This is a genomic window from Tenacibaculum sp., assembly GCF_050290165.1.
In the GTDB taxonomy this organism is placed as follows: Bacteria; Bacteroidota; Bacteroidia; order Flavobacteriales; family Flavobacteriaceae; genus Polaribacter.
In genome coordinates this window covers 39203-60428 of sequence record NZ_JBNKHD010000014.1, presented here as the reverse complement: position 1 = coordinate 60428, position 21226 = coordinate 39203, and the positions used below count along the sequence as shown (strand labels likewise).

Below are 21226 nucleotides of genomic sequence, written 5' to 3'. Positions count from 1 at the left end.
AGAGATAGGTTATATCAAACTTAATAATTATTAAAAAAAAAGTTATTTTTTAAAATTATAAAAAACCTAGTGTTTTACTGGGGTGTGTAAAGGATTTTGTTTTGTAAAGTGAAGAAAAACAGTTAATTACTTATTTAAAACGTATTAATTTTTATGTTTTTTTATATATTTGCCAATGATTTAACAAATAATTAAGAGTTTTTTTCATGTAAAAAATAGTGATAAAGCTCTTAATTATTATGATTAAATTAACTTAAACCCTTCAAAAAAATGAAAAACAAAATTACTCTAGCACTTCTGTGCTTGTTTTTTGTTGGTGCTTCGTATGCCCAAGAAAAAAGAAACTGTCACTCAATGAATAATCTTGAGTATAGACAATCACTAGATCCCTCTTTAAAAGAGAAAATGCGAGAAATAGAGTCTTTTACCCAAAAAAGACTTGTAGAAAAGCAAAAATATCAAGGTAAGATTTCTGGTAGCATTATTACTATTCCTGTTGTTGTTCACGTAATTTATAACAATTCACAAGAAAACATCAGTGTTGCTCAAATTCAATCACAAATTGATGTATTGAATGAAGATTATCGTAGAACCAATTCTGATGCTACGAATAAATGGTCTCAAGCAGCTGATACCCAAATCGAATTTAAATTAGCAACTATTGATCCTAATGGAAATGCTACGACAGGTATCACAAGAAAAAGCTCTACTAAAACTTCTTGGGGAACCAATGATGCAATGAAAAAATCATCACAAGGTGGAGTTGATCCATGGAATGCAAACGAATACCTAAACATGTGGGTGTGTAATATTGGTGGAGGAATCTTAGGATACGCTCAATTTCCAGGAGGAAGTACTGCTACTGATGGAGTGGTAATGAGTCCACAATATTTTGGTAGTTCAGATAAAGGAACAGGATTTTATTTATCAGCTCCTTTCGACAAAGGAAGAACAGCGACTCACGAAGTAGGACACTTTTTAAACTTACGTCATATTTGGGGTGATGGTGCTTGTGGAGTAGATGATTACGTTTCTGATACTCCAGAGTCTGATGCAGCAAACTACGGATGTGCAACAGGTCATGTTTCTTGTGGTACAGAAGATATGGTTCAAAATTATATGGACTATTCTGACGATGGTTGTATGAACTTATTTACGTTAGGACAAAAAAATAGAATGCGTACAATCCTAGAAGAAGGAGGATCTCGTAGAAGCTTAGCATTATCTGATAAATTTGGTACTCAAACATGTAATGCAACTGTACCAACAGGAGTAGCAGTATCAGGTGTAACTTCATCTGGAGCTACAGTATCTTGGTCAACAGTATCAGGTGCTACTTATGATGTAAGATATCGTCAAGTAGGAACTTCTACTTGGACAACGAATGCAGTTTCAGGAACATCAACTTCATTAAGTGGTTTGTCAGCGTCTACTCAATATGAAGTACAAGTACGCAGTAAATGTTCTGGAGGAACAAATTCAGCATATAGTGCTTCTTCAAACTTTACAACACCAGAAGTAACAATTTCATACTGTTCATCTAAAGGAAATAGTGTTTCTGATGAGTATATTGGAAGAGTACAGTTAGGCAGTATTGATAATTCTTCAGGAGGAGGAAATGGATACTCTGATCATACAGCAATTTCAACAAACTTATCAAAAGGAACTTCATATACAATTACTATTACTCCAACATGGACAGGAACTGTGTACAGTGAAGGTTATGGAGTTTGGATAGACTACAATAAAGACGGAGATTTTTCTGATGCAGGTGAAACTGTTTGGACAAAATCAGCTTCAAAAGATACGCCAGTTAGCGGAACATTTACTGTTCCAGCATCTGCTACAGACGGAGCTACAAGAATGCGAGTAGTATTAAAATACAACGCTACACCAACAGCATGTGAGGCTAGTTTCTCATATGGTGAGGTAGAAGATTATACAGTTGTTTTAGGTGCTGGTTCAGCAGATACAACTGCACCAAGTGCTCCAACAAATTTAGCAGCTAGTAATGTTACACAAACATCATTAACGTTAAATTGGTCAGCGTCTACTGATAATGTAGGAGTTACTGGTTACGACGTTTATCAAGGAGCAACATTAATAGGAAGTGCAACAGGAACAACATCAAATGTGACTGGATTAACAGCAGCGACTACGTATACTTTCTCAGTTAAAGCAAAAGATGCAGCTGGAAATGTTTCAGCTTCAAGTAATACAATCAACGTGACTACTTTGTCAAATACAGTTTCTTACTGTTCATCTAAAGGAAACAATTCTTCATATGAATGGATTGATAATGTTGAATTAGGAGGAATGACAAACGCAACTGGAAACAATGGTGGATATGCTGATTTTACTTCAAAAACAGCAACATTAGCGCAAGGAAGTTCAAACCAAATGGTTGTAAGTGCAGGATTTAGTAGTTCTTCGTATACAGAATATTGGGCTGTTTGGATTGACTTTAACCAAAATGGAACTTTTGAAAGTAGTGAGAAAGTAGTTACAGGTTCTTCGTCAAGTGCAGGGAACTTAACGTCAACAGTAGCTGTGCCATCTGGAGCTACATTAGGAACAACAAGAATGCGTGTATCTATGAAATATAATGCCTCACAAAGTTCATGTGAAACATTTACTTATGGAGAGGTTGAAGATTACACGGTAAATATTGTTTCTAGTGCAAGACTAGAAAACCCTGTTAGTGTAAGTGGAGAAAGATTAGGAAATGAAAGTAATTCTAACTTATCTGTATACCCAAATCCAGCCGCTAATTTTGTACAAGTTAAATTAGCTTCTCAAGCTGAAAATATGACCTATAAAATTGTAAACTCTATTGGTAGAGTTATTAAAGCAGGTCGTTTAAACTCATCTAATATAAATACTTCCAACCTGAAGAAAGGAATATATATACTAGAGGTTAACGATGGTCAAAAAGTATTAAAAACTAAATTACTTAAAGAGTAATTCTTATCAATATAAAGTCTGAGCATTCCGCTCAGACTTTTTACTTAAGTTAATAATTAATAAACCCTTCAAGAATGAAACACAATTATGTAAAATGTGTGTTTTTATCTACTTTTTTATTGGCAGGAGCTCACGCTATGAATGCCCAAGAAAAAAGAGAATTAAAACGCATTGATTTCAAAAAATCATCAAAAGTTTCTTTACAAAAAGCACCAGATGTTATCAGAGAGAAACTAAAGTTATTCAAGAATGATGATTTACAGAAAATTAAATCTGTTGATGATAATTTAGGATTTACACATGAAAAATTTCAACAGAAATTTAAAGGAGTAAAAGTAGAATTTGCTACTTATACAGCGCATGCTAAAAGAGGAAACTTAACTAGCATGAATGGTGAATTTTATGATGTTGGAAAAGTTAATATAACTCCAAGATTATCGAAACAACAGGCGCTTAACAAAGCGTTAAAGCATGTAGGTGCAGAGAAGTACCTATGGGAATTTCCTGAGGCGGCTAAAGAAATGGATAACTATAAAAAACCAGAAGGAGAGTTGTTAATTCTTCCAAAAGAAGTTATCGATAAAAAAGAGCCTAGACTAGCTTACAAGTTTGACATTTTTGCTACAAAACCTCTAAGTAGAGGGTATTTGTATATTGATGCGAATACAGGAGAAGCTTTATTTTACAATGCAATTATTAAGCATGCTGATAAATTTGGACACGTAGGTGAGCTTACTAGTCACGCAAAGAAAAGCAAGAAAGCAGCAATGGCAACTGCATTTGTTACTGGAACTGCACAAACTCGCTATAGTGGAACTAAAAATATTGAAACAGCATTGAGTGGTAGTAGTTATATTTTAAGTGATGCTGGAAGAAAAATTTATACCAGAGATGCTAAAAACCAAGCACCAGGGTCTACATATCCATATGTGACAAACTATGATCAATTTACTGATAATGACAATAACTGGACTACTGCAGAACATAGTGTAAACAAAGATGATGCGGCTTTAGATGCTCATTGGGGAGCTACAATGACTTATGAGTATTTTTTACAAAAACATAGCAGAAATAGTTATGATGGAAGTGGAGCTCAAATTAGAAGTTATGTACACGTAGATAATAATTATGATAATGCTTTCTGGAATGGATCTGTAATGTCTTATGGAGACGGTTCTTCTAACGGAACTGAAGGAAATGGTTATTTTGATGCTTTAACATCTGTAGATGTTGCTGCTCACGAAATAGGACATGCTGTTTGTTCTCACACTGCAGATTTAGCATATCAAAGAGAATCAGGAGCTTTAAATGAAGGTTTCTCTGATATCTGGGGAGCTGCTGTAGAGCATTTTGCTAAAGGAAACGGTAATGACTTAAGTCCAGATGCTTCAGTTTGGTTAATAGGAGATGAAATTGATAGACGTAGTGGTTCTGCTGCTTTACGTTCTATGAGTAATCCTAAATCATTAGGACAACCAGATACTTATGGAGGTACTTATTGGAAAGAACCAAACTGTGGCACACCTACAAGAACAAACGATTATTGTGGAGTTCATACAAATTCTGGAGTTTTAAATAAGTGGTTTTACTTATTAGCAGCAGGAGGATCAGGAACCAATGATGCTAGTGATACTTACAACGTAACCGCTATTGGTATGGCTAAGGCAGCTAAAATTGCGTATCGTACAGAAGCTAACTATTTATCTGCAAACTCAACTTTTGCTGATGCAAGAACAGGAGCAATCCAAGCTGCAACTGATTTATACGGAGCAAATTCTCAAGAAGTAATATCTACAACAAATGCATTTTATGCTGTTAATGTAGGTGAAGAGTTTGTACAAGTTTGTGCTTTAGCTGCACCAACTAACTTAAATTCATCAAGTATTTCAGATAATGGATTCACGGTATCTTGGACCGCAGTTTCAGGAGCAGCATCTTATGATGTTACTATTGGAGGTAATACTACAAATGTAACTAGTACTACATTTAATGCTACAGGATTATTAAGTGGTACTCAATATACAGTTTCTGTAGCAGCAAAATGTACTTCAGGAGGTACAGGAACTTCGGCTACATTAAACGTTACTACTACAGGTACACCACCTCTTAACTATTGTACATCAAAAGGAAACAGCGTTTCTGATGAGTACATTCAAAGAGTTCAGTTAGGAAGTATTGATCAAACTTCTGAGGGAGGAAATGGATATTCAGACTTCACAACGGTTTCAACAAACTTAACAATTGGAGAGTCTAACACAATTACCATTACTCCAAAATGGACAGGAACTACATATAATGAAGGATATGGTGTATGGATAGACTATAACAAAGATGGAGATTTCTCAGATGCGGGAGAAACAGTTTGGACGAAGGCAGCTTCAAAAACAACTCCAGTAAGTACATCATTTACAGTACCAGCTTCAGCTTCAGAAGGAGCAACAAGAATGAGAATTGTAATGAAGTATAATGCAACACCAACAGCATGTGAAGCTACATTCTCTTATGGTGAAGTAGAAGATTATACAGTTAATATTGTAAATGCAACTCCAGATACACAAGCACCAACTGCACCAACAAGCTTAGCAGCATCTAATGTAGAAGAAACTACATTAACATTAAACTGGTCTGCAGCTACTGATAATGTAGGGGTAACAGGTTATGATGTGTATAGTGCAAGTGCCGTTATAGGTTCAACAACTTCTGCTACTACTTTTAACGTTACAGGTTTATCTGCTGGTACAGCTTATACTTTTACAGTAAAAGCAAAAGATGCAGCAGGAAATGTTTCAGCAGCAAGTAATGCAGTAAATGTAACTACGAAATCACCAGATACACAAGCGCCAACAGCACCTTCAGCTTTAACAGCTTCAAATGTAGAAGAAACAACAGCAACATTAAGCTGGACAGCTTCAACAGACAACGTAGGAGTAACAAGTTATGAAGTGTTTAACGGAGCTGCTAGCGCAGGAACTGTTACAGGAACATCTATGAACTTAACGGGTTTAACGGCAAGTACAACGTATAACTTTACAGTAAAAGCAAAAGATGCAGCAGGAAATATTTCAGCAGCTAGTAATACAGCAACGTTTACTACAAAAGATGCTTCAACAGTAACATACTGTTCTTCTAAAGGAAATAATTCTTCTTACGAATGGATTGATAGAGTTTCTATGGGAGGAGTAAACAATATTACAGGAAATGACGGTGGATATAAAGATTATACCAATCTTACTATGAATGTAGCTCAAGGATCTAACAGATTGTATGTGAGTGCAGGATTTAGTAGTTCTTCATATACTGAATATTGGAAAGCATGGATTGATTATAATAAAAATGGTGTGTTTGAAGATACTGAAGTTGTTTTAAGCGGATCTTCTTCAAGTGCAGGAGATTTATATCAAGATTTTACAATACCAACAACGGTTTCTGGTACTACAAGACTTAGAGTTTCTATGAAGTACAACAGTGCACAAACAGCATGTGAAACGTTCTCTTATGGTGAAGTAGAAGATTATACAATTAATATCTCTTCAGGAGCCTCTGTTGTAGCAACCTTAGGATTTGACAATGATATTGATGGTACAGTTTTAGGAAATGAAAGCAATCCAGATATGAGAGCTTATCCTAACCCAACAGTTGAATTTGTACAAGTTAAGGTAGCAGGATCAAAATCTGAGAAAATGGCTTATAGAATAGTAAACGCTATTGGTAAAGTTGTTAAAACAGGTTATACAGATTCAGTAAATATTAATACTTCTAATTTGAAAAAAGGAATGTACATTTTAGAAGTAAACGATGGTCAAAAAGTATTAAAAACAAAGTTGCTTAAAAAGTAAATTTTTTAAAATATAAAAAGAAAGCCTGAGTAAGCTTACTCAGGCTTTTTGCTTAATCTAAATTGAATCCTATAACTTATCTATAATATTTCACAAAAAACAAATCAAAAGAGATAATTAAAAGTTCAATGAGAATTTATTTAAAAAAGAAAGAGTAAGACGATAAAAAGGAGCTAGGAAGGAAACAACAAATTATTTAATTAAATTAATTCAAGTGAACAACAAGTTTAAATTTCTAATTGGAGGTCTGTCTATTGCAGCAGTTTCAATTATTGGTTCAGACTATCTTAAGAAGCAAGACATTGCTGATAAGTTAGCTGAAAGACGTAAAGTACACAGTACTTTTTTAAAAGAAAGCCCTTTAAATGAATCGTTAAAATGGGGCAAAAAAGAAAGAAAACTTAAAGGATTGCCTCCTAACAGATATTTTGATCAGATGCAATTACTTACCATGAACCCTGCTACAGGAAAAATGGAAGATGGTAGTTTAGCAAAACTGAGAGAAGACTTATTGAAAAAAAGAGCACTACAAAAAAACCCTGGAAACACAGGGAATTCTTGGACAGAAAGGGGGCCTAACAACGTAGGAGGACGTACAAGAGTAGTTCTGTTTGATCCAAACGATGCCACAAACAATACTGTATATGCTGGTGGAGTAAGTGGAGGTTTATGGAAGAATACTGATATTAGTAACGCCAATTCTCAATGGACAAGAGTACAGAATGTACCAGGAAACCTATCTGTAACTTCTATTACGGTAGATCCAAGAAATTCTAACAGATGGTATGTAGGTACAGGAGAACAATATACTGCTGGTGATGTAGTAGGAAACGGAGTGTACGTAACTACCGATGGAGGTACTACATGGAATGCAATTAATATTCCTGCCGCAGGTGATGCAATTATTAATTATAACGCAAGTAATGTTTTCTTATCAGGAATTCATTATGTAAATGATATTTTAGCGTGGGATAATGGAGCATCAACAGAATTATTTGTTGCTGTAGGAGCTCATGTATATGGAGATTCATCTAGCCCTAGAAACTGGTTAGGGTTGCAATCAGCAGGATTGTACCGTTCTGTAGACAATGGGTCTACTTGGAACAGAATAGAGTCTGCCAATATGAAATATGCGTTTGGTGGGAAAGACTATTATTATATAGCTAATGACTTAGAAGTAAGTGCGAATAATACGCTATGGATGGGAACCATTGCTTCTGCATTAGGAGAAGGTGGAGGTAGAGTATATAGCTCTACAAATGGTGGTACTTGGACAGAAGCAGCAGCATCACCATTAACAGAATCTAATAGAGTAGAATTAGAAACATCTGCTACAGATGCTAACAAGATTTATGCACTAACACAAGGAACAACAAGCACAGCACCTGTACATATTTATAAAACTGCTGATGCTTTTGCTACAGCAAGTGCAACATCATTACCTAATGATGATGATACAAATATTGCAGCTAACGACTTTTGTCGTGGACAAGCATTTTATGATTTGGTAATTGAAGCAGATCCTACTAACGATAATATAGTGTATGTTGGAGGTATCGATTTATTTAAAACAATAAATGGAGGTTCTTCTTGGTCTCAATTATCACATTGGTATGGAGGCTTTAGCCATCAAAATGTGCATGCAGACCAACATTCAATAGCTTTTGGAAATAATAACTCTTCTAGAATGTTATTTGGAAACGATGGAGGGATATACTATTCAGGAAATGCTGGAGGTACAATCAGTGTAAGAAATAAAGGATACAATGTAACGCAGTTTGTAAAAGCAGGTATTGGACCAGATGGAGCAGGTGATGTTAATGGAATTTTCAGTGCTGGAGCACAAGACAACGGTACACAAGCTTTTAGAAATGCAGTAGTAGGAGTTAATAGCTCTACAGATTTAAGTGATGGTGATGGGTTTTATACCTTCGTTGATAAAGATGGAGACTATATGATTGCTACGTATGTAAATAATGTAATATATAGATTCAGCTTACCTTGGAATGGATTAGGTAGACAACAAGGTGGAGCAACAACATTATCAAGTGATCAAAACACAGGAGATTTCGTTAACCCTATGGGGTATGATGATGGAGCAAACCGTTTATTATCTAACGCGTCTACAAGCTCAGCTAAGTCAATTTTGAGTATTAATGTAGCGTCAAATTCAAAAGGAAATATTACCAATGCGTTATTAGATGCAAGCCCAACAGCTTTTCAAGCATCTCCTTTTACAAATAATGCATGGTTTGTAGGATTAGCAAATGGTAAACTATTAAAGTTAACAGATGTTACAAATTCTAGTGCTACATGGTCAAGCATAAATACACCTTTTGTTGGTTCAGTATCTTCAGTAAGATTCGGAGCTACAGAAAATGATATTTTCGTAACAATACATAACTACGGAGTAACGAGTGTTTGGACTACTTCAGATGGAGGAACAAACTGGGTAAGCAAAGAAGGAAACCTACCAAATATTCCTGTAAGAGATATCTTACAAAATCCATTGGATAGAACAGAAGCTATTTTAGCAACACAATTAGGAGTTTGGTCAACATCTAACTTTAATGATGCAAACCCTAATTGGACACAAGCTTATAACGGGATGAGTGATGTAAGTGTAACTTCATTTGATTACTGGAATGTAAGTGGAGATCATGTTACTAATAAAGTAATTGCATCTACCTATGGTAGAGGAGTGTTTACTGGTTCATTTACAAGCAACGCAGCTGCTGATACTGAAGCACCAACTGCTCCAAGTAGTTTAGCTGCGAGTTCTATAACAGCGACAAGCTTAACGTTAAATTGGACTGCATCAACAGATAACGTTGCGGTAACAGGATACGATGTATATCAAGGAACAACTAAAATAGGCAGTTCAACAACAACGTCATACAATGTAACAGGATTAACAGCTAGTACAGCATATACATTTACTGTTAAAGCAAAAGATGCTGCAGGTAATGTTTCAGTAGCAAGTAATACAGCAAACGCTACTACTACTGCGGCAACCATTACGTATTGTACTTCTAAAGGAAATAGTGTTTCTGATGAGTACATTCAAAGAGTACAGTTGGGAAGTATAGATAATACTTCGACAGGAGGAAATGGATATTCAGATCATACTTCTATTTCAACAGATTTAGAAAAGGGTGTGTCAAATACCATTACCATTACTCCAAAATGGACTGGAAGTAGTTATGATGAAGGATATGGTGTATGGATTGATTATAACCAAGATGGAGACTTTTCTGATGCAGGTGAAACTGTTTGGACAAAAGCTAAATCTAAAGAAACCCCTGTAAGTACATTATTTACAGTACCAAGTTCGGCTTTAGAAGGTGCAACAAGAATGAGAGTTGTTATGAAGTACAATGCAACACCAACGGCTTGTGAAACCTCTTTTCAATATGGAGAAGTTGAGGATTATACTGTAAATATTACAACAGCAGTAGCTGATACGCAAGCTCCAACAGCTCCAAGTAGTTTAGCGGCATCAAATGTAGCTCAAACAAGTTTAACTTTAGGATGGACAGCATCAACAGATAATGTAGGTGTTACAGGGTATGATGTATACCAAGGAGCAACTAAATTAACTACAGTTACAGGAACATCTTATAATGTAACAGGATTAACAGCTAATACAGCTTATACTTTCTCAGTAAAAGCAAAAGATGCAGCAGGAAATATTTCTTCTGCGAGTAATGTAGTAAACGTTACAACACTAGATAATGTTGTTACCTATTGTATTTCAAAAGGAAATAGAGTTACTTACGAATGGATAGATTATGTGTCTTTTGGAGGAATGACTAACACGACTTCTGCCAATGGAGGTTATGGTGATTTTACTAGTAAAATAGCCACAGTTACCCAGGGAACAACAAATCAAATTATTGTAAGTGCAGGATTTAGTGGTTCTTCTTACACTGAATATTTTACAGTTTGGATCGACTATAACCATAACGGAACTTTTGAAAGTAGTGAGCAAACATCTTTAGGTTCTTCTAGTACAGCAACGAATAGATCAGCAAATATATCTATTCCGGCTACTGCATTATTAGGACAAACAAGAATGCGTGTTTCTATGAAATATAATGGAGCATCAACAGCTTGTGAAACATTTGGAGATGGAGAAGTAGAAGATTATACTGTTAATATTGTAAATTCATCTTCTTCAGTAGTGTTATCAAATACAAATGATGAGTTTGCTGAACCTTTAGATAAAGAAGCAAAATCGAGTTTAACAGCATATCCAAATCCAGCTGTAAATGATGTTACTGTAAGATTTGGAAGTAACGAAAATGTGAATTACAGAATCACAAATGCAACTGGTAAAGTTATCTTGAAAGGCAAAACAACTAATGGTACTATAAATATCTCTAACTTAAAGAATGGAGTTTATTTATTAGAGGCTAATGATGATAAAAAATCGGAAACGATTAAATTAATGAAGAAATAAAAGAGCTTCTTTTAATTATAATAAAACCCAAGCAATTGCTTGGGTTTTTTGTTTCTTTGTATAAAATTTTAGAGGATGAATTATCTATCAGTAGAAAATATAGCAAAATCGTATGGAGAAAAGGTGTTGTTTGAAGACATTTCCTTCGGAATTAATAAAGATCAAAAAATAGCTTTTGTTGCTAAAAATGGTAGTGGAAAAACCTCAATTTTAAATATTATTGCTGGAAAAGATACTCCAGATGAAGGACAAGTAATTAGCCGTAAAGGAATCAATATTGCTTATTTAGCTCAAGATGATGACTTGAATACTGAATTAACGATTGAAGAAACTATTTTTTCTACAGAAAGTACTATTCTTCCTGTAATTCAACAATACGAAAGAGCCCTACAAAATCCGGATGATGCTGAAGCATATCAGAAGGCGTTTGAGTTAATGGAACAGCACAATGCTTGGGATTTTGAAACACAATACAAACAAATCCTTTCTAAGTTAAAACTAGAAGATTTATCACAAAAAGTAGGAAATCTTTCAGGTGGGCAAAAAAAGCGATTGTCATTAGCAATCATTCTTATTAATAAACCTGATTTATTAATTTTAGATGAGCCAACCAACCATTTAGACTTAGAAATGATTGAGTGGCTAGAAGCTTTTTTTGCTAAAGAAAAAATCACTTTGTTTATGGTAACGCACGATCGTTATTTTTTAGAACGAGTGTGTAATGAAATTATAGAATTAGACAACGGAAAGTTGTATAAATACAAAGGAAACTACTCATATTATCTTCAAAATAAAGAAGAACGATTAGCTTTAGAAGCAACCAACTTAGGCAAAGCAAAAAGCTTGTTTAAAAAAGAGTTGGATTGGATGCGTCGTCAACCAAAAGCACGTACAACCAAGTCAAAATCACGTATTGATGACTTTTTTCAAATCAAAGAGAAAGCACATCAACGAAGAAAAGAACACGAAGTTCAGTTAGAAATTAATATGGAGCGTTTAGGAAGTAAAATTGTAGAGCTTCATAAACTAAAAAAGAATTTTGATGACAAGGTTATTTTAGATGGTTTTGACTACGTTTTTAAAAAAGGAGAACGCATCGGTATCATTGGAAAAAACGGAACAGGAAAATCTTCGTTTTTAAACATATTAACGGGTAAAATTCCTGTTGATGGTGGTAAAGTAATTGTTGGAGAAACAGTAAAATTTGGGTACTACACACAAAAAGGAATTCAAATAAAAGAAGGACAGAAGGTTATAGAAGTCATTAAAGAATTTGGAGAAGAAATACCATTAACGAAAGGAAGAAGAATTTCTGCAGCTCAGTTATTAGAACGTTTTTTATTTGATAGAAAAAAACAATACGATTATGTTGAAAAGTTGAGTGGAGGAGAGCAGAAACGTTTGTATTTATGTGCGGTGTTAATTCAAAATCCGAATTTTTTAATTTTAGATGAGCCTACCAATGATTTAGATGTAGTGACGTTAAATGTATTAGAAAATTTCTTGTTAGATTTTCCAGGAAACTTAATGGTAGTGTCGCACGACCGTTATTTTATGGATAAAATTGTAGATGGATTGTTTGTGTTTAAAGGAAATGGAGAAGTAGATAATTTTCCAGGAAATTACTCGGATTACAGAGCTTATGAGAGTTCATTACTACCAGAACCTAAAGAAGAGAAAATAGTAGCGGAAAAGTCAGAAAAAGCACCTCAAAAAGGAAAGTTGAGTTATAATGAAAAACGTGAATTTGGTCAGTTAGAAGTAGATATTGAGAGGTTGCAAAAAAAGAAGGTAAAGCTAGAAACGCAATTTACCAATGGAGAGATAGCAATGGAGGATATCAATGAAAAATCACTCGAATTACAAGAAATTATTGAGAGTTTAGAAGAAAAAGAAGAACGTTGGTTTGAGCTTTCTATGAAGTTAGAAGGGTAGCTAGAAAACATACAAGTTTGCTTTGTTTGGTATTTAAAGATATATGCGTAGTTAATAAAGTAGTAGCTTCTAAGGAAATCACCTTAGAAACTACTATATTCTCTCAGCGAGATTAATAACACCTTAGTTCACCTAGAACGCAAACCGATTGTTGACAACTAAATACTGTATAACAACCAGAGCCATCATCTTCTACGGTATAATCATAACAATCATCAGCTTCTTCACAATTATTAGCATAGCCGCCATTAATTAATTTTTGTTCTATTTTACTTAAGACTCTCCAGTTTTTAAAATTGATTTTTTTCATTATTTGTTTTGTTTGAGTTAGTTAATGTTTTAAAAAAAGATTTATAGGATAGAGTAGTATTAAACTTTAATAATATCCATATCCTCCACCAAAGGTTTATTTAAAAATCGTAATAGTAATTGAGCAACTGCTACAGTATCGCGCTCGCAATACTCAACAATGCGAGACAAGTTTTTTTCTTGGTAGTATACATTGGCAACCTCACTGCCATCAATATCTTGTTTAGGTGAAGGAATTCCTAAAATAGCGGTGAGTAATTTTAAAGAAGTATAGTGTTTATAGTCGCCAAATTTCCATAAATCCATTGTATCTATATGTGGAACTTCCCAAGGTTTTTTGCCAAATAAATTGAGTTTATTAGGCAACTCAATTTGATTAATAATCATGCGTCGTGCGATATATGGAAAATCAAATTCTTTACCATTATGAGCACATAATAAATGATTTGGATGATTGAAATGTGTATTCAGTAAATTTTTAAAATCGAGTAAAAGTTTATGCTCATTATTACCATAAAAAGAAGTAACTCGCAATTGATTTTCACCTTTACGTTCTACAAAATACCCCACAGAAATACAGATAATTTTTCCAAACTCAGCCCAAATGCCTGCTCGATGGTAAAACTCTTCAGGGGTAAACTCATCTTTACGCTGATATTGTGTTTTTAAAGCATAAAGTTCTTGAATTTCAGGAGATAAATCGGCAAAGAATTCTACTTCTGGAACAGTTTCTATATCTAAAAACAAGATGTTTTGTAAGTTGAGTTTATTCAGCATTTTTTTCTTTAATTAAAACATAAACACTTATACTAGACACATATTTTTTTGAAGTATTATCACCAAATTCTGATAAGCCTATATTTTTAAAAATAAGTTTAACGTTGAGTGTTTCAAAATGATGCTCAATGGTCATTAATTTGGGATCTAAATTGTAGTTTTTGTCTTGGCTTTCAAGTTTTTCAACCAAATTAGAGCAATCTATATCACCAATATGATTATCACCACTCCAAATTTTAATAGTATTGGTTTTTTTAGGTAAAGAAAAATGATAATCTTTAATTGTGTTTTTATTTTCATAAGTATTAAGAAACAAGCTTCTTAAAACATCATAATTTTTAACATCTATAGTTAAGTCGTATTCATCAATGTTATAATAATTATTTTTATAAGGGTCATTAGGTTTGTCGGTCACTTTAATGTTTAAACTATCCATTAACTTACTTTGTAATTGCCAATGACTTTCTGTTTTAAACATTGTTTTTGGATTATACCCTATAATAGTTTCGAGTTTTTCTAATTCATTTTTTTCGTTTAAGTAATGAATAATAGAACGTAGTTGATTTTTCTTTTCAAAAGTGGTTGTAAAATCCGTGTTTTTAATATCAGTATATACTTTTTCAAATTGTCGAACTTGACTTTTAGTTGATACCGAAAAAGCCCCCCAAAAACCAAAAGAAACGAATATTGCAATAATAGCTAAGCTAAAAGGGAAAGCCTTTATTTTTTTACGTTTACTAACCAACATGTATAAGGTCATTGCTAATATCCAAAAAGCAAGAGTAAGTACAAAATAACGATTTTCGGTAATTCCATATTCGTTAACACGTCTAAAAATAGCTACAAAAAGTAACAGTAGTAAAGGTAATAAAAGGTAGTAAAACCAAGGATAAAATTTTCTAATTGCACGCGAGGCTATTGTTTTTTGAATAGGATTGATAAGTATTTGAACAATGAACCCTAAAAAAGACAAAGCGATTACTAAATAAGAAACCCATCCTTTAGGTAAGTTCCAGTTAATTACAATTTTTAAACTATAAGCATATAAAATGATGAGGTATAAGATTACTAATGGAATCAATATATATTTTACCAAAACCTCTAAAGCTTTGGTATAATTAATGGCAATTTGGTTATGAATGTCTTTTGGAAAATCAGAAAGGTAAATCCATGTATTTACAATTCCTATACAAATTACAAAAACTTGTAAAAAGCGCTCTCCTTTAAAATCTACATTGAACAAATGTTTAACAGCAAGTAGTGCTAATACAATTCCTAAGTAGAGTATAAGAGAAAAGAAAAAACTCCTAACAATAGCAATAAAAACAGATTTTAAGTAATTAAAATAAGCTGATTTATTCCATTTAATAATAAATGGAGCTACTATAACTAGCAAATGTCCTGCTATAAAATAGAGAACAAAACGTATTATAGAGTTTTGATGAACCCTATCGTTATCGATATTAAAACTAAAATAAAAAAGAGCTAAAAAACCAAAGGTTATGACAAATAACCAAGAAATATTTTTCTTAAATTGTTCTTTAAAAAAACGTGTGGCGATTAGCCAGCTTATTCCTAAGACAAAAGTTAAAATAACTCTAGCATTAAAAGCATTGTCAAAAGTGTCCGCTTCAATAGTGAATAAGGTAAATAGTGTACCTATTATCGCCCAAGAAAGCGTTAAAGGGAAACGTTTAAAAGCTTCTTTAGTTTTAGAGGTTATCTCACCAAAAGAGGGTATAATTTTCATAGAAATCAATTTGCATAAATATACAAAAACCGCTAAAAAGTAAAAGAACATGTTTTTCCTGTGTTTTTCTTAAGGAAAAGTATATTAAATATTAAATGAACGTTAAGTTAAGCATGTATATCAAGGGTTTATTATTTTATGATTACTTTTGGATAACACAATATAAAAGAACTATGAATACTAGCGATATTAAAATTTTACTAGTTGATGATGAGCCAGATATCCTGGAAATTGTAGGATACAATTTAAAATCAGAAGGATATCAGGTGTTTACTGCCAACAACGGAGCAGAAGCTGTTAAAACAGCGAAGAAGGTAACTCCGCATTTAATTTTATTAGATATCATGATGCCAGAGATGGACGGTATCGAAGCTTGTGAAAAAATTAGAAATATAAAATCTCTTGAAGATGTTTTAATATCTTTTTTAACAGCTAGAGGAGAGGATTATTCACAAGTAGCAGGATTTGACGCAGGAGCAGATGATTATATTACTAAGCCTGTAAAACCTAAAGTACTTATAAGTAAAGTAAAATCATTACTACGTCGTTTAAAAACAGAAGAAAAAGCAGATACTACTACAAAAATTGGTGACATTGTTATTAATAGAGATGAGTACGTTGTTTTTAAAGGAGATGAAAAGATAGCTTTACCAAGAAAAGAGTTTGAGCTATTTTCATTACTAACATCTAAACCAGGAAAAGTATTTAAAAGAGAAGTTATTTTAGATAGTGTTTGGGGAAATGAAGTTGTAGTTGGAGGTAGAACTATAGATGTACATATCCGAAAACTGCGTGAAAAAATAGGAGACAGCTATTTTAAAACGGTGAAAGGAGTTGGGTATAAGTTTGTGCTAGAGGAAGCAGATAAATAATTTTTAAACTCAAAAATTAATAAGTAGATTGCTAGCTAGCAATCTATTTTTTTATAAAAAAAACCGAGAAGTTATAAACTATATAAAGAGATAAAATACATTCATGAAAAAAATAAAAAAAACCTACAGTTATGCACTATGGTCGGCACTGTATTCTACATTATTGTCCATAGTAATTGCGGTATTATCATACATGTTTTTGCTTAATCTTTTAGGAGTAGGGACTGTGATTGTTTTTGGTATTGCGATGTTTATTGTATCGTTTTTTGTGATACAATATCGAGCGGAGCATTTTATTTATCAGCGTGTAAAGAAGATGTACGAAGACATTTCTATTTTAGATGTTAACGATTTAAAACGTAAAAAAGTAACTACCGATGTGGAATCGTTGACTAAAAGTGTTCAAGAATATGTGGAAGGAAAGAGTGAAGAAATAGCGAATTTAACGCAACGAGATTCTTTTCGACGAGATTTCTTAGGAAACGTAGCACACGAGTTAAAAACGCCTCTTTTTACGGTACAAGGGTACATTTTAACACTTATTGAAGGAGCAGCTGAAGACAAAGAAATTCTTACCAAATATTTAGACAGAGCCAATAAAGGAGTTGAACGATTGACTTCGATTGTCAAAGATTTGGACATGATTGCAAAGTTAGAAACCGATGGAATGAAAATGGACATTAAACCATTTAATATTATCGAGTTAATCCAAAATGTGTTCGATTTGTTTGAAATGAAAGCTAAAAAGAGAAATATTACGTTACGTTTTGATCGAGTATATGACTTTCCACATATGGTAAAAGGAGATATTGAGCGAATAGAACAAGTTTTAATCAATTTAATAGTGAACTCTATTAAATATGGTAGAGTAGGTGGTGTAACTACTGTAAGTGTTGAATCATATAATCAAAATAAGTTTGTTGTTAAAATAAATGACAATGGAGAAGGAATAAAACAAGAGCATCTATCACGCTTGTTTGAACGTTTTTATCGTGTTGATCAAAGTAGATCTCGTGAGCAAGGAGGTTCTGGATTGGGGCTTTCTATTGTAAAGCATATTATTGAAGCGCATAACGAAACCATTCTTTTGAAGAGTAAATATGGAGAGGGTTCAGAGTTTTCGTTTACGTTAGAAAAGGCAATGAAATAAAAAAAGGAGTTGATTATCAACTCCTTTTTTTATTACTATTTATTTTAAATCGAATCCAATGTCTCTTCGATAATTCATTTTATCAAAGGTTATTTTATCGATGCTCTTGTACGATTTTTCTAAGGCTTCTTCAATAGAATCTCCAAAAGAAGTAATTGCCATAACACGTCCGCCATTCGTAACTACTTTACCATCTTTTAAAGAGGTCCCTGCATGAAAAACAATCGAATCTTCCACAGTATCAAACCCTAAAATTTCTTTTCCATTCTCGTAAGCTTCAGGATATCCGCCAGAAACTAGCATTATAGTAGTTGCCGTTTGTGGAGTAACTTCGTATGACTTATCTCCCAAAGTTTGTGTAGCAACACCTTCAAATAACTCTAATAAGTCTGATTGAATACGAGGTAACACCACTTCTGTTTCAGGATCACCCATACGAACGTTGTATTCAACCACTGATGGATTTCCGTTATCATTCATCAATCCGATGAAAATAAATCCTCTGTAATCAATTCCGTCTTTTTGTAAACCGTCAATTGTTGGTTTAACGATCAATTCTTCCACTTTCGTTAAAAAATCATCTGTAGCGAAAGGAACAGGAGAAATAGCGCCCATACCGCCTGTATTTAGCCCTGTATCACCTTCTCCAATACGTTTGTAATCTTTAGCAGATGGTAAAATTTTATAGTTTTTTCCGTCAGTTAAAACGAAAACAGATAATTCTATTCCTTTTAAAAACTCTTCAATAACTACAGTTGATGAAGCACTTCCAAATTTTTGATTGGAAAGCATTTCTTCTAATTCTGCTTTTGCTTCTTCTAAATCGTTTAAGATTAATACTCCTTTTCCAGCAGCCAATCCGTCTGCCTTTAATACGTAAGGCGCTTCTAGTGTTTCTAAGAATTTTTTTCCTTCAGCTAAGGTTTCAGTAGTAAAAGATTGATAACGAGCAGTAGGAATGTTGTGTTTTTCCATAAATTGCTTCGAAAAATCTTTACTTCCTTCTAACAAAGCACCATCTTTTTTAGGTCCGATTACAGGAATGTTTTGCAACTCTTTATCTGCTAAGAAAAAGTCGTGAACTCCTTCAACTAAAGGCGCCTCAGGACCTACTACAACCATATTGATATTGTGTTGTAAAACAGTTTCTTTTACCTGAGCAAAATCAGTTGGATTAATTGCTATATTTTTAGCAATTGCATCGGTTCCTGCATTACCAGGAGCTACAAAAAGATTGTTGATTTTCGTACTTTCTGAAAGTTTTTTAGCGAAGGCGTGCTCTCTACCGCCCGATCCTAAAATTAGAATATTCATTGTTGTGTGTTGTTGTATTGTGAGTGCAAATATAAAATAAGAAAAAAGGCTATGAGCAAAACCAGTCTTTAAAATTGAATAAAAAACAAAAAAGACTTCTTTTAAATTTAAAAGAAGTCTTTTTTTATTTCTTGAAGTCGCTCTGTGACTAAAATATTTGTTCTAGTATTTTCTGAGTGATGGCATAAGTAGGTGTTACTCCGCTCATTCCAAGACCTCCAGAAGCAAGTGTAGCACCTGTTTCTAGTGGGTTATCAGATGCATAATATGCATAGCGTACCTTTACATTTTCTGAAATATTTCCTCTAATTCTTGAAGCAGATTGAATGGCCTTTTGGTAGTGTGCTCCTTCCATTTCTAACCCAATAACATTCCAAGTAGAATCGTGGAAGAATTTTAATAAGTCTTTATTTTGTAGCGATGTTCCTAATACGGAAATCATAGCCCCATCAAAAACTTGAACACCAAAACCTTCTAAATCTTCTTTTGACAATTCATTTTTAAATGGATAATTATCAGCAGTTCCTTCAAAAATATGTGAAGAAGGAATCATGATATCACCTTTACCGCCTTCTAAAATACCTGCTTTACCCATAATTGAAATGGATTGCACATCTAAATGAATTTTTTTACCACCAGTTTTATAAGGCTTTAACAATTCATCCATAGTTTCAAAAGCTTGTTCACCAAAAGCATAATCCATTACAATAATTACAGGTTTTTCTCCAACTGAATTTACTTTGTTGAAAGAATTGGTGTCAAAATCAATTTTGTCAGTATCAATGACCTGTACGTTAATGTTGGTTCCAGAAGTATCTTTAATGTATATCAATCCGTTTTCTGAAGCATAATTCTTTACTGCAGATTGTAAAGCACTACTGTTAGTGCTACTCAATACTTCAAAAAGTTGAAATCCTTTGTGCTTTTTTGCTTCTTTTGGAATAGCATTTTGCGCATAAATACTATTCATTACACTGTGCATATTAGCACTAATGATGTGAATAGGACGCTCTATTAAACCATTTTCTACCAACACTTTTTTGATGTTGTTCGCCCAAATTTCACCATAAATGTGATGACCAATTTCTTCAATTAAAACAGAACTGAATTTAACAGAACGTTTTTGGTCGTATAAAGCTTCATTAATAGCAAGTTTACCTAACCAGTAAATTAAATGGAAAAATCTATTTGGATTTTCTTCCGTAGCAAACGTGTTATACGCATGGTACACTTCATCGTATGTTCTTCCTAAAACGTTACCAAGATGTACAACAATCACGTCTTTTTCCTCGTCAGTAAGTGTTTTGTAGTTAAGTACAATATCTTCTAGTTGTAACCACTCACGAATAAAACTATCACCGTTGTTGATAACTACACGGTCTTTAATTTTATGCGATTCAATGAACAAAAATGTCAGGTGCGTTAGAATATCATAAATTTCGGAACGACCTCTGGTAATTTCAATATTCATTTGGTTTTTATCAATACGATAACAATTCCTTCTTCTCTTAGGAGGAACTATAGCTTTGAATTTTGAATTACGATATCCTTCGTCTGCCGTTAAATAAATGAATTGACATTCTTCAATTCCCTCTGGTAAACGTTCAATAACGTATACCAATCCGTTTAACTCGGTTTTATCTTCAGCAATTGACCCATAAATTTCAGGGCGTAATGATAAAAGTGATTTGCGTAACGTTTCTCCAGAAACCCCCATTGGCTTATAAAAACCGCGACTAAATAAGTGTCGCATTGAAATGTATAAACGCTCAATGGCATTAGTAGATTCTTGGGCTCTTGTACGTTCTTTTTGGATAGGTTTCGACATATGTTTTTAAAGTGCAAATATACAAATTA

11 protein-coding genes are annotated in these 21226 nt (G+C 33.4%); 6 read left to right on the top strand and 5 right to left on the bottom strand.

The genetic code is table 11. The annotated features are described in order from the left end of the window. Positions 1–270: 270 nt before the first annotated feature. The 4 genes from ACQY6M_RS10775 to ACQY6M_RS10760 all read left to right on the top strand — a co-directional run bounded on the left by ACQY6M_RS10775 (position 271) and on the right by ACQY6M_RS10760 (position 13197). A complete protein-coding gene (locus ACQY6M_RS10775) occupies positions 271–2964 on the top strand; it encodes a GEVED domain-containing protein (protein WP_428743514.1) in 2694 nt (897 codons plus the stop codon). A gap of 74 nt (positions 2965–3038) precedes the next feature. Then, positions 3039–6800, top strand: coding sequence for a M4 family metallopeptidase (locus ACQY6M_RS10770; RefSeq protein WP_428743515.1), 3762 nt, complete (start codon positions 3039–3041; stop codon positions 6798–6800). Positions 6801–7014: 214 nt separating this feature from the next. Continuing rightward, positions 7015–11262 carry a GEVED domain-containing protein gene (locus ACQY6M_RS10765; protein WP_428743516.1) on the top strand — a complete coding sequence of 1416 codons (4248 nt, stop codon included), beginning with the start codon at positions 7015–7017 and terminating at the stop codon, positions 11260–11262. 75 nt (positions 11263–11337) lie between these two features. Then, on the top strand, positions 11338–13197 hold the full coding sequence (locus tag ACQY6M_RS10760; protein ID WP_428743517.1) for an ABC-F family ATP-binding cassette domain-containing protein: 1860 nt from the start codon (positions 11338–11340) through the stop codon (positions 13195–13197). 112 nt (positions 13198–13309) lie between these two features. On the opposite strand, the gene ACQY6M_RS10755 is transcribed toward ACQY6M_RS10760, so the two are convergent. Genes ACQY6M_RS10755 through ACQY6M_RS10745 form a run of 3 tightly spaced genes read right to left on the bottom strand, consistent with a single transcriptional unit; the run spans position 13310 to position 16033 of the window. Further along, entirely contained in the window at positions 13310–13507 is a 198-nt protein-coding gene (locus tag ACQY6M_RS10755) for a hypothetical protein (RefSeq protein WP_428743518.1), read from the bottom strand. 59 nt (positions 13508–13566) lie between these two features. Then, entirely contained in the window at positions 13567–14283 is a 717-nt protein-coding gene (locus tag ACQY6M_RS10750) for a 3'-5' exonuclease (RefSeq protein WP_428743519.1), read from the bottom strand. Further along, entirely contained in the window at positions 14273–16033 is a 1761-nt protein-coding gene (locus ACQY6M_RS10745) for a DUF4153 domain-containing protein (protein ID WP_428743520.1), read from the bottom strand. Before ACQY6M_RS10745 ends, ACQY6M_RS10750 begins: the two co-directional genes overlap by 11 nt. Positions 16034–16206: 173 nt before the next feature. Here ACQY6M_RS10745 and ACQY6M_RS10740 point away from each other — a divergent pair, with 173 nt between their 5' ends. Beyond that, a complete protein-coding gene (locus tag ACQY6M_RS10740) occupies positions 16207–16905 on the top strand; it encodes a response regulator transcription factor (protein WP_428743521.1) in 699 nt (232 codons plus the stop codon). A gap of 103 nt (positions 16906–17008) precedes the next feature. Next, a complete protein-coding gene (locus tag ACQY6M_RS10735; RefSeq protein WP_428743522.1) occupies positions 17009–18055 on the top strand; it encodes a sensor histidine kinase in 1047 nt (348 codons plus the stop codon). Positions 18056–18094: 39 nt separating this feature from the next. Here the strand turns inward: ACQY6M_RS10735 and purD are convergent, their stop codons facing one another. Together purD and ACQY6M_RS10725 are read right to left on the bottom strand one after the other, a co-directional pair. Continuing rightward, on the bottom strand, positions 18095–19369 hold the full coding sequence (gene purD, locus ACQY6M_RS10730) for a phosphoribosylamine--glycine ligase (RefSeq protein ID WP_428743523.1): 1275 nt from the start codon (positions 19367–19369) through the stop codon (positions 18095–18097). A 148-nt stretch (positions 19370–19517) separates the two neighbouring features. Further along, positions 19518–21197, bottom strand: a complete 1680-nt coding sequence (locus ACQY6M_RS10725; protein ID WP_428743524.1) for a DUF6909 family protein — start codon at positions 21195–21197, stop codon at positions 19518–19520. Between the last annotated feature and the right edge of the window lie 29 nt (positions 21198–21226).

What these genes read in the sequence shown, in the direction of transcription:
- ACQY6M_RS10775 (WP_428743514.1), top strand. Translation starts at nt 271, where the DNA reads ATGAAAAACAAAATTACTCTAGCACTTCTGTGCTTGTTTTTTGTTGGT.
- ACQY6M_RS10770 (WP_428743515.1), top strand. Translation starts at nt 3,039, where the DNA reads ATGAAACACAATTATGTAAAATGTGTGTTTTTATCTACTTTTTTATTG.
- ACQY6M_RS10760 (WP_428743517.1), top strand. Translation starts at nt 11,338, where the DNA reads ATGAATTATCTATCAGTAGAAAATATAGCAAAATCGTATGGAGAAAAG.
- ACQY6M_RS10755 (WP_428743518.1), bottom strand. Translation starts at nt 13,507, where the DNA reads ATGAAAAAAATCAATTTTAAAAACTGGAGAGTCTTAAGTAAAATAGAA.
- ACQY6M_RS10750 (WP_428743519.1), bottom strand. Translation starts at nt 14,283, where the DNA reads ATGCTGAATAAACTCAACTTACAAAACATCTTGTTTTTAGATATAGAA.
- ACQY6M_RS10745 (WP_428743520.1), bottom strand. Translation starts at nt 16,033, where the DNA reads ATGAAAATTATACCCTCTTTTGGTGAGATAACCTCTAAAACTAAAGAA.
- ACQY6M_RS10740 (WP_428743521.1), top strand. Translation starts at nt 16,207, where the DNA reads ATGAATACTAGCGATATTAAAATTTTACTAGTTGATGATGAGCCAGAT.
- ACQY6M_RS10735 (WP_428743522.1), top strand. Translation starts at nt 17,009, where the DNA reads ATGAAAAAAATAAAAAAAACCTACAGTTATGCACTATGGTCGGCACTG.
- purD (WP_428743523.1), bottom strand. Translation starts at nt 19,369, where the DNA reads ATGAATATTCTAATTTTAGGATCGGGCGGTAGAGAGCACGCCTTCGCT.
- ACQY6M_RS10725 (WP_428743524.1), bottom strand. Translation starts at nt 21,197, where the DNA reads ATGTCGAAACCTATCCAAAAAGAACGTACAAGAGCCCAAGAATCTACT.